17 protein-coding genes are annotated in these 19633 nt (G+C 60.2%); 8 read left to right on the top strand and 9 right to left on the bottom strand.

Annotated features, from left to right (window positions below; genetic code table 11):
• Positions 1-356 precede the first annotated feature (356 nt).
• From Q2941_RS14145 to Q2941_RS14110, 8 genes are all read right to left on the bottom strand, one after another.
• Positions 357-2321, bottom strand: coding sequence for a D-apionate lactonase family protein (locus Q2941_RS14145; RefSeq protein WP_458192837.1), 1965 nt, complete (start codon positions 2319-2321; stop codon positions 357-359).
• Positions 2322-2331: 10 nt separating this feature from the next.
• On the bottom strand, positions 2332-3405 hold the full coding sequence (locus tag Q2941_RS14140; protein ID WP_027527129.1) for an ABC transporter ATP-binding protein: 1074 nt from the start codon (positions 3403-3405) through the stop codon (positions 2332-2334).
• Between the two features lie 3 nt (positions 3406-3408).
• Positions 3409-4248: a carbohydrate ABC transporter permease gene (locus Q2941_RS14135; RefSeq protein WP_458192836.1), complete on the bottom strand. Its 840-nt coding sequence runs from the start codon at positions 4246-4248 to the stop codon at positions 3409-3411.
• Positions 4245-5123 (bottom strand): carbohydrate ABC transporter permease, encoded by an 879-nt coding sequence (locus Q2941_RS14130; protein WP_035664580.1) that lies wholly within the window; start codon positions 5121-5123, stop codon positions 4245-4247. Before Q2941_RS14130 ends, Q2941_RS14135 begins: the two co-directional genes overlap by 4 nt.
• Positions 5124-5225: 102 nt before the next feature.
• Complete coding sequence (locus tag Q2941_RS14125; protein WP_027527126.1) at positions 5226-6674, bottom strand: extracellular solute-binding protein; 1449 nt, start codon at positions 6672-6674, stop codon at positions 5226-5228.
• A 68-nt stretch (positions 6675-6742) separates the two neighbouring features.
• The gene (locus Q2941_RS14120; RefSeq protein WP_035664578.1) at positions 6743-7792 is read right to left on the bottom strand and encodes an NAD(P)-dependent oxidoreductase; all 1050 of its coding nucleotides are present in this window, start codon (positions 7790-7792) and stop codon (positions 6743-6745) included.
• A complete protein-coding gene (locus Q2941_RS14115; RefSeq protein WP_458192835.1) occupies positions 7789-8568 on the bottom strand; it encodes an HpcH/HpaI aldolase family protein in 780 nt (259 codons plus the stop codon). Before Q2941_RS14115 ends, Q2941_RS14120 begins: the two co-directional genes overlap by 4 nt.
• A 110-nt stretch (positions 8569-8678) precedes the next feature.
• A complete protein-coding gene (locus Q2941_RS14110; RefSeq protein WP_035664576.1) occupies positions 8679-9389 on the bottom strand; it encodes an FCD domain-containing protein in 711 nt (236 codons plus the stop codon).
• Between the two features lie 497 nt (positions 9390-9886).
• Between Q2941_RS14110 and Q2941_RS14105 the strand changes: the two genes are divergently transcribed.
• The 3 genes from Q2941_RS14105 to Q2941_RS14095 all read left to right on the top strand — a co-directional run bounded on the left by Q2941_RS14105 (position 9887) and on the right by Q2941_RS14095 (position 13411).
• Entirely contained in the window at positions 9887-10708 is an 822-nt protein-coding gene (locus Q2941_RS14105; protein WP_458192834.1) for a BtpA family protein, read from the top strand.
• An 88-nt stretch (positions 10709-10796) separates the two neighbouring features.
• Complete coding sequence (locus Q2941_RS14100; protein WP_458192833.1) at positions 10797-11930, top strand: M42 family metallopeptidase; 1134 nt, start codon at positions 10797-10799, stop codon at positions 11928-11930.
• Complete coding sequence (locus Q2941_RS14095; RefSeq protein WP_458192832.1) at positions 11915-13411, top strand: FGGY-family carbohydrate kinase; 1497 nt, start codon at positions 11915-11917, stop codon at positions 13409-13411. Before Q2941_RS14100 ends, Q2941_RS14095 begins: the two co-directional genes overlap by 16 nt.
• A 52-nt stretch (positions 13412-13463) precedes the next feature.
• Here the strand turns inward: Q2941_RS14095 and Q2941_RS14090 are convergent, their stop codons facing one another.
• Positions 13464-14348, bottom strand: coding sequence for a C13 family peptidase (locus Q2941_RS14090; RefSeq protein ID WP_458192831.1), 885 nt, complete (start codon positions 14346-14348; stop codon positions 13464-13466).
• A gap of 658 nt (positions 14349-15006) precedes the next feature.
• On the opposite strand from Q2941_RS14090, the gene Q2941_RS14085 reads away from it, so the two are divergent.
• The 5 genes from Q2941_RS14085 to Q2941_RS14065 are packed head-to-tail and all read left to right on the top strand — an operon-like array spanning position 15007 to position 19614.
• On the top strand, positions 15007-16191 hold the full coding sequence (locus Q2941_RS14085) for an ABC transporter substrate-binding protein (RefSeq protein WP_458192830.1): 1185 nt from the start codon (positions 15007-15009) through the stop codon (positions 16189-16191).
• A gap of 20 nt (positions 16192-16211) precedes the next feature.
• Complete coding sequence (locus Q2941_RS14080) at positions 16212-17084, top strand: branched-chain amino acid ABC transporter permease (protein ID WP_458192829.1); 873 nt, start codon at positions 16212-16214, stop codon at positions 17082-17084.
• Between the two features lie 43 nt (positions 17085-17127).
• Positions 17128-18114, top strand: a complete 987-nt coding sequence (locus Q2941_RS14075) for a branched-chain amino acid ABC transporter permease (protein ID WP_458192852.1) — start codon at positions 17128-17130, stop codon at positions 18112-18114.
• A complete protein-coding gene (locus tag Q2941_RS14070) occupies positions 18111-18881 on the top strand; it encodes an ABC transporter ATP-binding protein (RefSeq protein ID WP_458192828.1) in 771 nt (256 codons plus the stop codon). The genes Q2941_RS14075 and Q2941_RS14070 overlap by 4 nt, the downstream gene beginning before the upstream one ends.
• The gene (locus Q2941_RS14065; RefSeq protein WP_254112990.1) at positions 18874-19614 is read left to right on the top strand and encodes a branched-chain amino acid ABC transporter ATP-binding protein; all 741 of its coding nucleotides are present in this window, start codon (positions 18874-18876) and stop codon (positions 19612-19614) included. Before Q2941_RS14070 ends, Q2941_RS14065 begins: the two co-directional genes overlap by 8 nt.
• Positions 19615-19633 lie beyond the last annotated feature (19 nt).

Raw genomic sequence — 19633 nt, 5'->3', positions numbered from 1 at the left:
TTCGCTCTCTGTCGCTTGATGATGCGAAATGATGCTGGAAGCGCGCCAGAGAGCGTTGCGACTCTGGCGTCATAAGGCTTCACAGGCGGGCAGCGTTGCGTACCCAGCTTGGATTGCCGTAGTTTGGCTGGAGCTAGCTCAAATTGGGCCCATGATGGATTGGAGCGAGAGTTCAAGCGTTTCAATAGGTTAGATGGCGGCGTGTGCACCGGGAAATCAAGGAAAATCTATCGAGGGCAAGCATGGGCTGGTCTCTCTCCGTCAGCGCTGCGAACCATGTACGACAGTCGCTACGTCAAAGCCGTCGCGCGACACCTTAGTGAGACGATCGGCACGCGGTCGAGCACCGTGGGGGATCAGCCGCTCTTGATTCGAGCAACCCCATAGGACGGAAGTTCAAAGCTTCCCACCCTGCGGACGAAGGTGCCGCCGCTCTCGAGCCAGGCAGGATTGCGCGCGGCCGCTTCAAAGCTTCCCGGGGCGAGAACATCCACTCTAGCAGGGCCATCGAAGCCCTTGATCTTCACGCGCTGAGTTTCGCTCGAAAGGTTGGCAAGCCAAAGCACTTGGCCGGCCTTGTTGCGATGGGCAAGAGCGGCAAGCTTTAGAGGTGCAGACGAATCCGTATCGATGCGCCTTGCGCCGCTCGCACCGGCAAGACCTGCAATCACATGATAGATCGGGAGCAGTCTGGCGTTACCACCGTCGAACCACGGTTGGGCATGGGCCAATTTGCGATAGATCATCCCTTGCGCGCCAGTGGCAGAGCCGAGGGCCACGGCGTCGACACCGGCTCTCGCGGCCGCCGACAGATAGCCGAGGCTCCATGCGGCGGCAAAGAGTCCGCGCTGGCGCGGATCAATATCGGAGAGACAGATCCGCCTGTTGTCCGGGTTTGGCGCGACCGCTGCGCCATAGGGGTTGTCACGACATGGAATACTGGTCGGGCCAATGTGATAGGGCACTTTGCCGATCATGGCGCGTGCTGAAGCGAAGATCCACGGAAGAGTCTCAAGAGTCTCCATGACCGAGATGTCGTCTGGGGCATGGACAATGGGACAGCCGGTATGTGTGATGAAGTCAAACACGCCCTGGGGGACGGGTTTGCGGTTCAATTCGGTGAAATAGGAGAGCATTCCACCGCCAAGCGTGGCGTCGGGGAAGGAGGCTCGCGCTGCCGTCGCCATTTCCTCGTAGGTGGGCCCCCAGGGCCTCGTTGTGTTGGGCTGAAACGATTTGAGATCGTGCATCTGGGTGACAACAACGGACGCAGGTGTGAGCCCCGCGGCATTCACTGCGCGCGCGATCGCAGCCACTTCCTTATCGGCCGGCTCCCTGGCCGGCAGAATGATCTCGAGTGTGACCGGAGCTCCCGTTTGCCTTGACAGATCGCGGTAGCAGGCAGCAGCTTCTTCCTGTCCTCGCTCGCGTCCATCGATCTGGCAAACGAGCGACTGAGGCTTCGCCGCGGCGATCAGGTCCACGGCCTCGAGCGCCGCCGCGGCTTCCCCCATCGGCACGCCGAGGCCGATTTGCGGAATACGGCCTTTCGTGCCTGCAAGAGTTATCGTCGTATCGGCAGCGGAGGTCCTCGGCCTCGATTTCGGCGGTTTGCCTGAGATGGTGAGGGTGATTGACTGGCTGAAGCTCTTGCCTTTCTCCAGCGTGTACGGCCAGGGATCGAGCAGGGAGCATACATAGGTCTTGTAGGAGGCATCCATCCAGTTTCGATGGTCCTCCATCTCGAATTTGTTTCCCTCCATCAGAACGGTGACGGCAACGCCGGACAGCGGCTCGTGCTTGAGCGAGCGGATTTCGAAGATGGGCTGACCGGGGCTGATGAGCTTCGGGAATTTGCGCCGCTCTTTCTTTCCATTCGTGTGGATGACCTCAACCGGGCGCCCCACCGTTCCCACGAGCGGATGCAGCACCACAAACCCCGTGCGATTGGTGAGGAAGTCAGAAAGGGGCGTTCCTTCGGCCGAGAACGTCAGTGTGCCATTGCTGTTTGCGTCGATCTTGGCGGAATACCGGATCGCCTGATCTTGGTCCTTGCAAATGGCTTGATAGGCGATGGCAAACCCATCCTTGTTCTGGCGGATTTTCAGGTCTTCGATTGCCGGAGCATAGGTGCCCCAGTCCTTGTCGCGCGCGATATAGGAAATTCCTCGCAAGATCTCTTCACCGTAATAGCGGATGTAGCGTAAGGCGCCGTTGTCGAAGACAGCCGAGATGGGACCTGCGGTCAATTCGCGACGTTTGCCTTCGAGAGCTTCGGTTCCGAAGAGCTTGATTGCGCGGCTCGGCTTCCTCTGGGCCATGGCGGCTCCCTCAAATGACCTTGTCAGTTTGTGGATCGATCAGAACGGCGCGGTTCATATCGATGTCGATACGAACCTGTTCGCCCGGCGCTGTGACCTCGTGAGCCGCGAATTCCGCGGTGATGCTGATTCCCCCGAGCGGCATGCTAACCTGCACCCGCGAGCCCGTCGGTTGGACGAGCTCTATAGTCGACGGCAACTGCACGTGACCTGGCGCAGCGCTCGCGCTGGCTTTGGCAATGTGCTGGGGCCTGAGTCCCAAGATTATGGCTTGACCGTTTGGCGCCTTGCGCCCGGTAGGCAGGGTCAGCTTGGTTCCGTCGCGAAGGGTTACCTCTCCGGCCTCGACGGTGGCGGGAAGGAAGTTCATCTTCGGGCTGCCGAGGAATCCGGCCACGAAGCGCGTTGCCGGCCGCTCGAACAAATCGAGCGGCGTGCCGAGCTGTTCAATCCTGCCGTCGCGCAGCAGAGCGATGCGGTCAGCGAGCGTCATCGCCTCGATCTGGTCGTGAGTCACGTAGATGATGGTGCGGCCGAGCTCCTGATGGAGCCGCTTGATTTCAACCCGCATGTCGTCGCGAAGCTGGGCATCGAGATTGCTCAGCGGTTCATCGAATAAAAAGAGCAGCGCGTCGCGCACGATCGCGCGGCCGATCGCGACGCGCTGGCGTTGACCGCCAGAAAGCTCACGCGGAAAGCGCTGAAGAAGTTGCGCAATGCCGAGCATGTCGGCGGCGCGCTTCACACGCTTGTCGATCTGGGCGGACGCAACTTTCCTCGCCCGCAAGCCAAATGCAATGTTTTCATAGACGTTGAGATAGGGATAGAGCGCGTAATTCTGGAACACCATCGCGATGTCGCGATCGCGCGGGCGTGCCCACGTGACGTTCTGTCCGCCGATTTCGACTGTGCCGGCGCTCGCCTCCTCGAGTCCTGCGATGGTACGAAGCAGGGTTGATTTTCCGCATCCCGATGGGCCCACCAGGACCGTGAATTCGCCCGAGGGTACCTCAAGATCGATTCCCTTGACGGCGTGGTATGTGCCGTAGTGCTTGTGGAGTCCGGTAATCTTCAGATCCGACACGAGTTAACCCTTGACTGCGCCCATGGATATGCCGCGGACGAGATAGCGCTGCAGCGTTGCGACGGTGATGAATACAGGAATGGTCCCAAGCACCGACATCGCGGCGATCTTGGACCAGAAATTCGACTGGCCTCCAAAGTAATGCGTGACCTGGACCGTGTAGGTCGTGACCTCGGTGCGGGTGAGCACCAGTGCAAACAGAAAGTCGTTCCAGGAAAAGACGAAGGTGAAGACCGCGGTGGCGAACAGTCCGGAGCGCGCCATCGGGAATACCACCTTCCACAGGACCTCCCAACGATTGCAGCCGTCGATGAGGGCGCTCTCTTCGAGCTCTAGCGGAATCTCCTCGATATAACCCCGCATCATCCAGATCACATAGGGCAGGCTGAAGGCCGTATAGAGGATGATGAGCCCGATGTAGGTATCGACCCAGCCGAGCCAGACATAGAAGAGGAAGATCGGAAATGCGATGGCCACGGGAGGCATCATGCGCTGCGATATAATCCAAACGCCGAGGTTTTCGCCGCCCGTCTTGAAGCGCGCCAGTGAGTAGGCGGCGATGGTGCCGAAGATCATGGCGAAGACGGTTGATACCGAAGAGAGTACCAGGCTGTTGCCGACCGTTTTGGCATCGCCATCCTTGAACAGCACCGCATAATTGTTGAACTGGATGCTCTTCGGATACCACACCGGTGGAAAAGCGAAGATCTCGCCTGGGGTCTTGAACGAAATGGCAAACAGCCAGTAGATCGGAAAGACAAATATAACGACGAGGAACGCTGCCATGAGATAGCGCAAGACGAGCTTCGTCTCCTTGCGGCGATGAAACGGTGCGCCTTTCATTTTGCCAGCCCCATGCGCCGAATAGCCCAGGTCACGATGACGGTGAGAAGCGCGATGACAAGGAAGGCGATCGCCGCCGTATAGCTCGACTCGAACTGCTTGAATCCCTGGACATAGGTGTAGACGGAAATGGTCTCGGTCATCGTGCCGGGACCGCCCGCCGTGAGCGCCCAGATGATGTCGAAGATGCGGAAGAGGTCGAGGCCACGGATCAGAATGGCGATCGACATCACCGGAAAGATTGCGGGGAGGACAACATAGCGGAAGCTGCGCCAGAAGCGCGCTCCGTCGATCTCAGCGGCTTCGGTTAATGAGCGGTCGACATTGGAAAGGGCGGCGAGCAAGATCAGGAACATGAACGGTGTCCACTGCCAGATCTCGCAGAAGATGATGGCGGGATAGACGAGTCCGGGATTGACTGTCCACAGGGCCGGCACAGGGTGGCCAGCGAACCAGCCAATGATCTGGTTGATCGGACCATAGCGGTTATCGAACAGGAGCCGCCATGTGGCGCCGGCGACGATCGGTGAGATGATTGTCGGCAGCACCAGCAGCGAAACCAGAAGCTGTCGTCCGGGCATACGGTCGAGGAACAGGTAGGCCATGGCGAGGCCGAGAAGCAGCTCGATGGGCAGGGCTATGACCATGATAAGCAGTGTGTGGAGGAGCGACTGCCATAGTCTCGCGTCATGAAAGAGCTGGACGTAATTCACCAATCCGGCAAAGGATGTGTCAGTCTCCAGCATGGTGACGCGCATGAAGCTCACCACCAGCGAGAAGATCAGTGGGAACAGGCCGACCAGCAAGAGCAGGAAGACGGCCGGCAAGATCAGCCAGTATTTGAAGTTGCGGTCGGGATGGGCGATGGCGGCCATGGCTGAATTCGGGATACGTTCCGCTTTGGTCTCGTGCCGTCGTCGACAGTGGGCGGAGCCTCTCCCGCTGGAAAGCGGGAGAGGGGAGAGGGAGCGGCGTGCTTATGTTTTCGGATAGGCGCCGGACTCAGCGGCCCATGCCGCATAGACCGGCTTCTGCTTGTCGACGCCGATCTTCTGCGTAATGTCGTTCCACTGGGCTGCTGCCGCATCGAGGATCGTCTTCGGATCGTCGCCCGCCCACAGCTTTGAAATCGCCTGGCGCAAGACCTCCTCATATTTGTCGGTTTGCAGAAGCGACAGATCGAGAAGACCCGTCTGCGAGGCCTGTTTCAAGGCCGCCAGATAGTCCTTGGCATTTGGCCACAGGGCGAGATAGCCAGGATCCGCATAGTGCGCGTCGCGGAACGGATCGCGTAGCGTATAGGGAAGCTGAACGCGCTGGCGGCTCACATCTTCGCTGTTGAGCCACTGGATGAACAGATAGGCGGCGTCCTTGTTTTTCGAGGTGGACGAAATCGACAACGCAAAGCCTGCAGCGAGCTCGGGATGTCCTCCCGGCGGTAAGGCGTAGCCTACCTTGCCTGCGATAGTTGTTTTCGGGACCCAGTTCAGTGCCTCCTGGTCCGTACCATAACCCTCGGCCCAGCGCCCATAGGGTGGCCAGGAGATGGTCATGGCCGATTGTCCCTGCAGGAAAGTCGCGAGATTCTCCACAAAGCCGAACTGCTCCACGCCTGGCGGCATGAACTTGTTCTCGTTGCGCATGTCGGTGAAGACCTTGACGCCGACATCGGAGTTGATCGTGGCCTTCATGGTGTCAGCGTCGAAGAACTTGCCGCCCTCATTGCGGAAGCGTTCCTCGAACATGTACATCGCGTAGGGAGGCTGCCGGAAGAAGGAGGCGCCGTAGATGCCCTTGTCTTTTAGGATGGCCGTAAGACCAGCTCCGACGACATCGAAATCCGCCCATGTCTTCGGTACCGCGAGGTCCTTGCCGGTCTTCTCCTTGAAGGCCTTCTGTACGGCCGGATCCTCGAAGAGGTCGCGCCGATAGTACATCAGGAAAACGTCGCCATCGTCGGGGAAGCCGTAGATCTTGCCGCCCACTTTCATCTGGTTGTCGCGATAGGTCGGCGCAATCGTCTGTAGCTCGGGAGCGTAGCCGTATTTCTCGACATAGGGGTCGAGGACCTCGAGCGCGCCGGCCTGGGCAAGATCGGGCATCCAGGCAGGTATGACGTTGAGAGCGTCATAGGCGCCGGCTCCCGACTTGTAGTCCTGCATGATCTTGGTGAACATCTCGGCAGTCGCGACCTCGACGACCTTCACGTCCATCCCGGTCAGCTCTTTCCACTTCGGACCCGAGAAGTGAGTGGGATCGAGCGACTGCAGCCCTGCCTCCCAGACAATCGTGATCGTGCGCCCCTTGTATTGCTGCGCGGCCTTGACGGCGGTGTCGGCGGCTGACGCAGCCCACGCCGGCCTTCCCATTGTTGCGGCGAGGCCGGCGACCAGACCAATCTTTCCGAAATCACGTCTATTGATCATTATATCCTCCCGTTCCTTGAATGGCAGAGCCTTTCAAATGTCCCTCGCTCGTTAGCGGCGAGGAATTCTCAATGGGCAAATTGGCGGCGATACTCCTCCAGTTTGCGTTGGAAATTCGGTTTCTCGAGTACGGCGCGATTGACGATACCGCTCGGAATCTGCCCGCGCTGAATGTCGAGCACAGCCCTGACATCGGCTGCGCCATTTCCGGCGAAGCACTGATCGGTCCAGCAAAGTGCGTGAGGCGTCACGATGACGTTGTCGAGTGCGAACAGCGGATCGGACGGATCGGTCGGCTCCTGCTCGAATACATCGAGGGCGGCGCCAGCGATCCGCCTTCTCGCCAGAACGTCTGTGAGCGCGTTTTGATCGACAATTGGTCCGCGCGCAGTGTTGATGAAGAAGGCGGTCTTCTTCATCAGGGCGAGGCGGTCTGCGTTCACGAGATGGCGTGTCTCGGCCGTCAGTGGACAGTTCACCGTAACGATGTCGGCGCGGGCGAAGAGGTCGTCGAGACCGACGAGTTCGACTCCCAGCGCGGCCGCCAGCTTGGAATCCGCAAATGGATCATGAGCGATGAACCTCATGTCGAACGGCTTGGCGAGCCGGAACAGTTCGGCTCCGATATTGCCGATACCGATCGAACCGAGCACCCTGCCGACCAGGCCAAAGCCCATATGCTCGCCACGGGCGGCAAAACCCGGCGGACCTTGCCGGGTAAGCTTATCCTTCACCATCAGCTTTCCGGCGAGTGCCAGAATGAAGGTCATGATCGACACTGCGACAGGGCGGCGCACGCCGTCCGGCGTGATCGCCAACGCGATGTCTGCGGCGGTACAGGTTGGCACATCCACCGTGTCATAGCCGACGCCAAAGCGGGCTATGATGCTGAGCCTGCCGTTTTTGGGGGCGCTTTCGGGCGCAAAGCGGTGAGCCAGCAGGATAAGTGCGTCGAAGCCTTCAAGATCGCTGCTGCGCAGAGGGTTGGCGTTGTCCAGATAGGCCATTTCCACGCCGGGGGTCTCCAGCAGAGGCTTCAGATCGAAATCGGGGTAGACGGCCGAGCCGTCGGGTTTCCTGAAGTCACCTGAAAGGGCAACACGGAATGGCGCGTTCATGTCATGCATCCCTTCCGCAAGGTGGTGATTGCGGCGGCCAACGCATCCCGAAGCACCCACACGTCACCCGAATAGCAGCAGAAATCGAAGCCTTGCTTGTAGAGCGATATGCCGACCTCGGTAGTTGGTACCAGGCGGCCGAGTGCTTTCTTGTGCTTCTTGGCGGCCGCAATCGTCTGCTCAACCGCCTTCAGAAATCTCGGATGGTCGAACTGGCCGGGGATGCCAAGCGATACTGACAAGTCGAAATGGCCGACCCACAGGCAGTCGACGCCATCGACGGCGGCAATCTTGTCGGCATTTTCGGCGCCTTCAGCAGTCTCGATTTGGCAGAACAGTGTTGTCCGCTCGTTGGCAGCCGCAAGCTTCTCGGGTACCGGGCCCTGCCCATAGGCATCATGCGCAATACTCAAGGCAACCCCACGTCTTCCGTCCGGATAATATTTCATGCAACCAACGACGGCCTCTGCTTCTGCGGCAGTGCTAACCATCGGGATCATGATCCCTTCCGCTCCAGCGTCGCAGGCGCGCGCAATGTGGTGATATTCCTTTGAAGGCACACGGACGATGGCCGGCAACCCTGCGGCTTCAAAATAGCGTGCAGCACTCTTGACTGTTTCGAAACCGAAGCCCGAATGCTCCAGGTCGAAAAGTGCGAAATCGCAACCCGCTTGTTTGAGGATATGGCCAATTCCAGGAGTGGCAAACTCGACGATGAAATGACCAAGCTTGGCCTCTGGCGTGCGGGTCATTTGCTTAAGTCCGGCACGAGCCATTGTTCATCCTCCCGTTTGGCGTCTGTTGTTCGATCCCTCGGAGTTGAGATCAAACCCATTCGACGTTCTTGTTCGCGATCAGGTTGGCGCTGGTCCTGTCCGCAAACCGTTCATTTGCCCGCCCTCCGGACCTTCCAGTAGAGCTTGCCAACCTGATCGAGGTGCGAGCGCATGCGGGCATCGGCAAGTTCCGGATCGTGTGCCTTGATCGCTTCGAAGATCGCGACATGCGCGTCGAAGGCGACGCGGTTCTGACCGGGATAGCTGAGCGTCACACGCCTTTGGTCGACGAGCCAATCGATGATGGCTCGGTGCATGACCACATAGATGGGATTCTTGGGGATCGTAGCGATCGCGTAGTGAAATGTTATATCCGAGTCCTCAAAGCGTTGAACGTCACCAATGGACTTGTAGTTCGCGTCAAGCGCATCGCTCAGGTAACGGATATCCTTTGCTGTGGCGTTGCGTGCGGCATCACGTGCCAGGCCAGTCTCAAAGAGGGCACGCGCATCTTGGAAATGACGGACGCCGTCATCGTCGGAGAGCAGATATTTGGCACTGCTCGACAGCGACGTCATAACGACTTCAGCATTGGGCGCTGTGACCCGTGCCCGCGAACCCGCCCGGAGATCGACGAGCCCTGCGCGCTGCAGATGAAACAATGCCTCGCGGATGGCTGTCCGGCCAACGCCAAATTCCGCCATGAGCTGACGCTCCGATGGCAGCTCGGCACCAGCCACCAATTCCCGATCGCGTATCCTCTGCTCGAGGATATCGACAACCTGCTCAAAGAGACGCGATCGTTTGAGCTGAGGGGACATTGGTATACCTAGTATACCAGGGCAGGCTAGGTCCTGCTGTTGCCGCTGTCAATAAGCGCCATGATTGACGAAAGGCGTCCGAGGAGATGGGTCCAGACCTCAAGCGCAGCAAAGGCCGACAGCAAGCCTTCAATGCGAAGCGCCACACGCGGATCGGCGGCCTTTCGCAAAGCGGACTAATCAAACCATGGTTGCCTGCGTCGCCAATCGTGCATGATGACCGAACTGCCGTCAGGCCGCAGCTAGCAGGGACGGGACAAACAGCGGGGCCTCTCGACGAACTCGTGGCCATTATCGATTAGAATGAGGCAAGAGGAACGAACGCATTCCGTTGTCTCGGCCCGCCGAACCGAGGGAGCGTTGAGAGCCTGACGCATATGGTAAGATGGTCTTGGCCGACGTCCATCTACGGCAGATTAGGGTGAGGGGCCATCTTTCGCCATGCTGTGCCGCAGCGAAATGCTTTGGCCGAATAAAGATCGAAAGAGGACACGCTCATGCAGTGGCTCAAGGAAACCTTTCATGTCGACAAGCCGATCATCGCCATGTGTCACTTGCAGGCATTGCCGGGCGATCCCGGATATGATGCGGCCGGCGGGATGAGGAGAGTGGTCGAAATGGCCCAAGCCGATCTCGACCATCTTCAGAACGGCGGTGCCGACGCTGTAATGTTTTCCAACGAGTTCAGCCTTCCTTACCTGACCAAGGTACGTCCCGAAACCACCGTGGCCATGGCACGCGTCATCGGCGAGCTCATGCGCTTCATCAAGGTGCCGTTTGGTGTCAACGTCTTGTGGGATCCCATTGCTTCGATCGATCTTGCAGCCGCTACCGGAGCAAGTTTCATCCGCGAGATCATGAGCGGGGTGTACGCCAGCGATTTCGGGCTGTGGAATACCAATGTCGGTGAAACGGCGCGCCACAAGGCAAGGCTCGCCCCGAAGCTCAGGCTTTTGTTCAACATCGTGCCCGAAGCCGCCGCCTATCTGGGCGATCGCCCGATTGCGGATATCGCCCGCTCGACCGCGTTCAACAACCGGCCTGACGCCATCTGCGTATCCGGCCTCACCGCTGGCGCCGAAACAGACACCCAGGTCCTTTCCACGGTCAAAGCGGCCGTGCCGGGCACAGCCGTGCTTTGCAACACGGGTTGCCGGATCGACAATATCGAACGCCAGCTCGCCGTTTCGGACGGGGCAGTCGTGGGATCGACATTCAAGGTCGACGGCATCTTCGAGAATCCGGTCGATCCGGCGCGTGTCAAGGCCTTCATGGATAAGGTCAAAGCGATCCGCTCTGCCTCGCGCGCGGTCGGTTAGGAAATGTTCGCCCGATCCGGCAGCGGTGCCGGCTCGATCCAGATCCGCTGACCCGCAAAGGTCCGGTACCGGACCAGATTGGACCAAAGTGACGATTGACCAACGCAGCCTCACACGCATCGAGGCATGGACCAAAGAGCTCTGCCTGATACCTGGTCTTTCCGGCTACGAAGATCCGGTGAGCGACTACATCCGGGCCACCTTTTCCGACCGCCGCGTCGAGAGTCACGGCGATGCGTTCGGGAATCTGACCCTCACGGTGAAGGGGGCAGACCCCGCTGCTCCATCGGTGATGGTCTTCGCCCACACCGATCAGCTTGGCCTCGTGGTACGGCGGATCGAAGCGAACGGTTTCGTTCGGGTGGAACGGCTCGGGGGCGTGCCCGAACGTGTGCTGCCGGGCCTCCGCTTGGTGATCATGAACCAGCACGGCAGGCAGATCCCCTGCGTCGTCGGTGTCAAGGCACACCATGCCACGCCGCAAGACGAAAAGGGCCAGGTGCTCGGCTATGACAAGCTCTTCCTCGATCTCGGCGCCACATCGGCGGAAGAGGTGCGCGCCCTCGGCGTCGAAATCGGTGCGCCCGTCACGTACTGCCCCTCTTTCGAACGGTTGGCCGGTACCCGTGTGTCCGGAACGGCGATCGACGACCGCGCCGGCTGCGCCGCGCTTATGGACCTCGTGCAGAGACTTCTGGATGAACCCGTTCCCGCAACGCTGCATGCGGTCTTTTCGGTCCAGGAGGAGTTCAATCTGCGCGGCGCCATGCTTGCGGCCGAGCGTCTCAGGCCAGATGCCGCCATTTCGATCGACATCATGGTCGCCTCCGATACGCCTGATCTCGCGGAGCGCGGCGAACTGCAGCTTGGCGGCGGCCCGGCGCTTGGCCTCTACAGCTTCCACGGGCGCGGCACGCTCAATGGCACGCTTGCGCATCCCGCGCTCCTCAATCATCTCGTGGAGACAGCAGGCCGTGTGGGCATGCCGATCCAGCGCAGCGCTCACACCGGCTGCCTGACCGATTCCTCGTACGTTCAGCTCGTGGGTGAAGGAATTCCCTCCATCGATATCGGCTATCCGACACGCTACACGCATGCGCCGATCGAAACCTGCGACCTTGCCGATCTTGAACAGATAGCGGCACTGCTTGCACTGGCTCTGCGCGATATGAAAGCAGGCTTCTCCTTCGAACGGAGGAGATATTCATGCGCCACCTCCTAGGCATCGATATTGGCAGTTATTCCAGCAAAGGCGTCCTGCTTGATGAGGCCGGTACTATTCGGGCAACGGCGCAGCGCAAGCACGACATGCGTGTGCCGGGGCCAGGACTTGCCGAACATGATGCGCTGCAGGATTGGTGGGAGGGCTTTCGCACGCTGAGCCAGCGGCTGATCGTGGACAGTGGGATCAACCCGGCCGCGATCGCTGCTGTCGGGTGCAGCGGGATTGGCCCCTGTGCGCTGCCTGTGACAGAAGCCGGAAAGCCGCTACGTCCAGCCATCCTGTATGGCGTGGATACCCGCGCCGAAGCCGAAATCGAAGAGCTCAACGCTGAACTCGGCGCACCGGCCGTGCTGGCCCGAACCGGCAATCCGCTGACGACACAGTCTGTCGGCCCGAAGTTACGATGGCTTGCCAAGCACGAGCCTGACACTTTCCGCAAAACTGCGCGGATCGTCGGGTGTCCTACCTTTATCGTTCACCGATTGACGGGACGGTGGGTCGTCGATCACTACGGCGCGTCCTGCTACACGCCATTCTATGACCTTGCCGCCAAAGATTGGCATGACGAGACCATCGAACGGATTTGCCCGGTCGACTGGCTGCCTGAAATAGCCTGGACAACGGAGATTATCGGCCACGTGAGTTCTGAGGCCGCGCGCGAAACCGGGCTTGCCGCCGGCACGGCTGTGATCGCTGGCACCATCGATGCGGCGAGCGAAGCGATCAGCGTCGGTGTGCAAAAGGCGGGTGACCTGATGATCATGTATGGCACTACGGCCTTCTTCATCCAGGTCAATGCCGATCTTGTCGTCGACTCCCGTTTCTGGGCCGCGCCGTTTCTGTTCGAGAACACCTGGAGCGTCATGGGCGGGCTTGCGACTGGAGGCGGTCTCACCCAATGGTTTCGCAAGGAAATGACCGGACTTTGCGACGAGGATTCATCCTTCCAGACGTTGATGGAAGAGGCTCTCAAAAGTCCGCCGGGCGCAAACGGCATTTTGATGCTGCCCTATTTCAGTGGTGAGCGAACGCCAATCAACGATCCGCAGGCCAAGGGACTGATCTGCGGCCTGACGCTCGCGCACCGGCGCGGCGATGTCTATCGTGCGCTGATCGAGGGAATCGGGCACGCCACCCGGCACAATCTCGACGGCTTTGCCGAAATACAGCCGGCTCGAAGCATTTATGCCGCCGGAGGCGGCGTGCAGAATCCACTCTGGACACAATGCGTTAGCGACATTGCGGACGTCCGTCAGAATGTGCGCCGGCAGACGGTGGGTGCTGCGCTCGGATCTGCCTTTCTCGCAGGAATAGGGTGCGGGATCTTCGTGCCGGAGGATATCGACCGCATTAACCCGATTGTGTCTCAAATCGCGCCGAATGAGGCCAACCGCAATCGCTACGAGGTCGATCACGCCGCTTTCAAAGCGCTTTACGTCAACAACAGAGGTATGATGCGACGGTCCACGGCAAGCTAGTCGATGGGGCCGAAGGGAGCTGGCGTGGCTATCACGAGCGTGGCCGATCGCTTCAAGGACGGGCAACCAGCAAGGGCTGCACGTTTTCGCCACCTGCCATCAGGGGATTCGACGGCTCGAAATGCTCACGCAGCTCTCGCCTCCTGACGAGCGCGCGCGCACTGGCAAATGCATCTTTCAGACTTTCGGCTCGACGGAGCGCGACGTTGAAGAAGGCGTCACCGAAATAGGTCCACTTCGCCTTGTCCTCGCAGCCGAACGACGGATGATCGGCGTCGGCCGCTGTGATGACCAAGACATCGGGATTCGCGAGACGAGGGATGAAGACTCCAGAGTAGCAGGCCGAGATGATCACCACCTTGTGGCGCACGCCGGTCTTTCCGAGCATCTCGGCGAGACGGGATGGCGTGAGCGTTTGCACAAGCCGCCCAGCCTTGATTGCAAGGCCGTCTGGCGAGCCATGCGAGGTGAGAATTAGGAACAAAACGTCTTTCTCGGCGTCCAAGCGGCCGGCCGCAACCTGTAACGACCTGGCCAGCGTTTCGGCCGTAGCGCTGCCACCCTTCTTCGAATTGTACCGCACCTCGATCGGGCCAACTTCGAAACGATCTGCGACGACCTTGGCTGCACCGATCGCCTCGCTTTGAAACACGCCTTGATCGCCAAAAAGGCCAAAGGACACTACGCCGACCTTGTGCGCATCCTCGTTGGCATGCACCGTCGAAATCGAAAGCGTGAGGGCCAAGGCAAAAGCAACGAGTGGCGCACCAGGTCGCCTGATCCAGGACTTCGAGGTGATCGTGTTGAAAATCATGGTGAACCTCGCTTTCGGCTGGCAAAGGGGCAAAGATGTTCCGGTGCTCCGCCTGTTGGGCGACACCCCTTCATGTGCACGGCGTGTGCACCGAGAACCCGAAGAGGCGATTTCCGCTTCCAATTCATGCATATATGGTCCTAGAAGAGCCCAACACCGGAAGCTTGGCCAAAACCAGATTTCTCAATCGGTCCAATCATACAAAGGGCCGAGAGTAGAAATATCTCTCTAAAATGAAAAGCTTAGATCGCAAATTTTCCATTGCGCCCATCATGATGGAGCGGAGCGAGAGTTCAGGTGTTTCAAATGGTTGGAAGTGGGCGTGTGCACGATATGTGCACTGGGAGATCAAGAAAGATCTCATCACAGATAACGTGAGCAGGTCTTCCAATATAGGTAGCGCCGTACTGGAGCGGCGGACGTCGGTTACTTTGTTGGTCGACGATTTCGCCGAGGCGCTGAGTAGCAGAAGCGCCGTTCGCTCTGGCTTGCGCGGAAGGCGAAAAGGCCGCCGGTGGGCAGCGAGCACAGGGCGAACCTAACTTAAGCGGATATCTCTTAGCGGTCTCTCGCACACGCTAGCTGCACATAGAGCGCGGCAACCGACGGAGCGCAGGGGCGCCGCCATAAAAATTCGCTATGGCGGCAGACCGCAGTCGTGCTTCCCCAGCTGACGCACGTAAATCTATTTTTTACCGCTAGCCGCCGCCAAAATCGAAGAAGACCACGGAAGTGGCAGAATTTGGAGGACGCACATTTGCAGCAGCAACGGAGCGGGGACATGACGATCGAGTTGAGCCGGCGGGGATTTTGCATCGGAACGGCCCTTATTGGACTGCAAGCCGTTTCCTCAAGCGCCTTCGCCCGAAGCGAGGATGGAACCGTCAAGCTCGGCCTCGTAGCGCCGATGAGCGGGCCGAATGCCCGCTATGGCGCTTTCTCGCTACGCGGCGCGCAAATGGCGGCCAAGGAAATCAACGATGCCGGCGGAGTCGGCGGGCGCAAGATCAACATCATGGCCGGTGACAGCCAGGGGACGCCGGTCGAGGGTGTCTCGGCGACGCGGCGGCTGATCGACCAGGATCAAGTCGACTTCATCATTGGCGACGTCTCGAGCTCGGTGACGCTTGCGATGCAGCCGGTGGCCGAGGATGCCGGCGTGCTCCTTCTCAATGCGGCGTCGTCGAATCCGAAGATCACCTACAAGGCGGGCGTCGGCGGCTTCAAATGGACCTACCGCAACTATCCGACCGACGAGAACCGCGCTTTGATCGTGCTGCAATACGCCGCCGAGAAGAAGGGGTTTACCAAATATGCTGTGCTCTCGGTCGACAGCGATTATGGGCGCGCGGCCATTGAGTTCACCAAGAAGTACCTGCCTCGTTTCAAGAGCCAGATCCTGACGGAAGACTACTACAAGGAAGGCGAAGTGGATTTCCGCAGCGTGCTGTCCAAGATCCGCGATTCCGGCGCCCAGGCCATCATCATGTACGGCAATGCCGATAGCACGCCCATCGTCGGGCGCCAGATGACGGAAGTCGGGATCGCCGGCAAGATTCCGCTGATCGGGAACGCCGAGTTCAATACGGCAAGCTCCATCAAGGCGGCGCCGAAGGCGCTCGAAGGAGCCATCGAGGCGGCGGCCTGGCTTCCGGCCTATGAGTCCGAGAAGAGCAAGGCCTTTGTCGAGAAGTTCACCGCCGAGTTCCGCGAGGCGCCCAATAACCACGCCTATGTGCACTGGGAGACCGTGCACCTGCTGGCCAAGGCGATCGAGCAGGCCCAGAGCATCGACCGCGAGAAGGTCCGCACCGCGCTGTCCAACATCCACTATGCGAGCGCGGTTGGCGAAGTGACCTTCGACGATCACAACCAGGCGCGCTTGCCGATGATCCTTCTCGAGATCGAGAATGGCAAGCCGGTCATCAAGGGAGCCTATTCGGCCGAGATCGACTATCCGAAATAGGGCAGCGCAACGGGATCAACATGTTCTACACGGTCATCGAGCAGATCGTTAACGGCATCGTATCTGGATCGGTCTATGCGATCGTTGCCGTCGGCATGACGATGATCTTCGGCGTGCTGCGCACCATCAATTTCGCCCATGGCGAATACTACATGCTCGGCACCTTCGGAGCCTGGTTCGCGATCGACCATTTCGATCTGCCCTATCCTGTGGCGATCGTGATCGGCGTGGTGGCGACGGCGGTGATCGCCGTCGTCGTCGGCAATTTCGTGATGCAGCGCATCGTGGGAGCACCGGCCGAGGCCGGCGTGCTCGCAACGCTCGGCGTCGCGCTGATCCTGCAGAACACCATCATCCTGGTGTTCGGCGGCAGCTACAAGTTCTTCTCCGGCGGCTATATCGAGCCGGTAAGCCTGTTCGGCTTCACGCTGGCCGAGCAGCGCATCCTGATCATCATCGTCGGCCTCATCGTGTTCGTCGGCCTCGAGCTGATGGTCACCTACAGCCGAATGGGCAAGGCCATGCGCGCGGTGTCGCAGAACATCGAGTGCTGCGCGGTGGTCGGCATCGACGTCCGCCATGTTGCGCTGTGGACCTTCATTCTCGGTGCCGGCCTTGCGGCACTGTCGGGTGTGCTGACCGCGCCCGTGAACGTCAGTGTCTACGGCGGTATGGGGGAGCTCATCACCTTCAAGACGCTGCCGATCATCATCATGGGCGGGCTCGGCAATGTTCGCGGCACCTTCGTCGCGGCGATGATCCTTGGCATCGCCGAGAGCCTGGTTGCCACCTATGTCGGCCTGCAGTTCCGCGACACCGTCGGCTTTGCGACCCTGATGCTGGTGCTGATGTGGCGTCCGCACGGGCTGTTCTCCGCGCAGGCGCGCTTCTGATCGCTGGGATGTGACATTGACCGAGATCGTCCGAGACCAGACCATGACATCAGCCGCAAGCCCGGCCGTGAGGAGGGGACCGGATCTCCGCATTCCCTTCGGCTTCGCGCTCGTCGCGCTGGCCTGTGTCGCGCCGCTGTTCCTCGGCAATTACCCGCTGCACGCGATCATCATCGCCCTGATCTTCCTGCTGCCGGCCCACGGTCTCAACCTGCTGCTCGGATACACCGGCCTGTTGTCGCTGGCGCAGGCGGCGTTCTTCGGCATAGGCGCCTATGCCTCCGCGTTGCTGGCGGTGCATTTCGGTACGCCGTTCTATCTGAATTTCCTCGCCGCCGGCCTCGTCACCGGCGCGATCGCGCTGCCGCTCGGGATCCCCGCCTTGAGGCTGCGCGCCACCTCCTTCGTGATGTGCACGTTAGGCTTCGTCATTATCGGCCAGGCCATCGCCAAGAACTGGATCAGCCTGACGCGTGGCGACATGGGACTGGCGGCGATACCAAAGCCTTACTTCGCACTGGGGCCGGCTTCGTTCACGGTCTCCGGCACCGTCGGCTTCTACTATCTGGTGCTCGCTATCGCTGCGCTGGCAACCCTTGCCGTCTATCTGATGGTTCGCTCTCCGGCCGGCCGCAACATGATCGCGATCCGCGAGAATGAGACGCTCGCTGAATCCGTGGGCATCCCTACCTGGCACTACAAGCTGGTCGTCTTCATGATCAGCGCCGTGTTTGCCGGGCTCGGCGGCAGCCTCTATGCGCACTATTTGACCGTGGTCAGCCCGCTGACCTTCCAGATGTACTACTCGACGACGATGCTGATCATCGTACTCGGCGGCGGGGCAGGGACCATCTCGGGCGTCATCTTCGGAAGCCTGCTGTTCGTCGGCCTCACCGAAGCCCTGCGCGTCGCGCCGGAGCTGCGGATGATCGCCTACGGCTTCTTCCTGCTCGCCCTTGTGTTCTACTTCCCGAACGGGTTCGCCCCCTTGATCGGCCGCTTCTGGTCATTCCTCGAGAGGCGCAAATGAGCGGGCTGCCGATCCTCGACATCTCGGGCCTCTGCAAATCCTACGGCGCCGTGCGTGCGGTCGACGGCGTCGACCTGCATGTCGATCGTGGCGAGATCTGCGGGCTGATCGGACCCAACGGGTCCGGAAAATCGACCTTCTTCGACTGCGCGACCGGGCTTGCGAAGCCCAGCGCGGGAGCGGTGAAGCTCGATGGCCAGGACATCACGGGCTGGTCGCTGAACGACATAGCCCGCGAAGGGCGCATGCTGCGCTCGTTCCAGAAGACAGTGGTGTTCTCAGCGCTCGATATTGAGGAGAACCTCGTGATCGCCGGCCAGATGTTTACCTTTCCGGGGATCTGGTCGACCTTTGGCATCGGCGCCGCCGCGCGCAACCGCGTCACGGCCCTAAGGGAGAGGGCGCGCGAGCTGATCAAGATCGCCGGCCTCTGGGACGTGCGCTTCCAGCCCGCGGGCAAGCTCTCCGGTGGACAGCAGAAGCTGATCCAGTTCGCCTCGATGCTGATGCCCGAGCCGAAGCTCATTCTGCTCGACGAGCCGATGGCCGGCATTAATCCAAAGCTAATCGAGCGCGTGGTCGAGAGCATTCGCCTCGCCAACACCTCCTTCGGCGTCAGCTTCCTGATCATCGAGCACAATATCGACGTGGTGACGAGCCTGTGCAAGCGCGTGGTCGTGCTCGACCAGGGCCGCAAGCTTGCGGAAGGAACACCCGACGAAATCGTCCAGAACCAGGCGGTAAGGGAGGCCTATCTCGGTGGCTGAACCCTCTCTCTCGATCAAGGGTCTGCGCGCCGGCTACGGCTCGCTCGACATCCTCAACGGCGTCGATCTCGACGTGCCACAGGGCCAGTTCGTCGCGCTGATGGGGCCGAACGGCGCCGGCAAGTCGACGCTGCTCAAGACGCTCTACGGCATGACGACCGTCAAGGGCGGCAGCATCAACTGGCAGGGCAAGGACATCTCGGCCTTCAAGTCCCGCGCGATCCTGGCCGAGGGAATCTCCTGGGTGCCGCAGGGCCGCTGCAACTTTCCGGTGATGACGGTCGACGAGAACCTGCAGATGGCCGCCTACACGCTGCGCGATGCCAGAGTGAAGGCGGAGCGCGACTATGTCTATGATCTGTTTCCGATCCTGAAGACGCGCCGGAATACGCTCGCCGGTAACATGTCCGGCGGCGAGCAGCAATTGCTCGAGGTCGCGATGGCCGTGCTGCAGCGGCCAAAGATCCTGCTGGTCGACGAGCCCTCGGTCGGCCTGTCGCCGACCGCGATCGGTATCGTGTTCGACGAGCTCTTGCGCATCAACGCAGCCGGCCAGACCATCCTGCTGGTTGAGCAGAACACCAAGAAGGCGATGGCGGTGGCTCAGCGCGCCGTCATCCTGCGGCTCGGCAAGGTGATCTGGGACGGCCGTCCCGCCGACATCACCCATGACGAACTCGGCGAGCTCTTCCTCACCGGCCGCATGCGCGGTGAGACCGACGTCGAACACTGACGCGATTAACAAACTAAAA

Source organism: Bradyrhizobium sp. UFLA05-153 (genome assembly GCF_054185185.1).
This window is presented reverse-complemented; position numbering and strand designations above follow the sequence as displayed.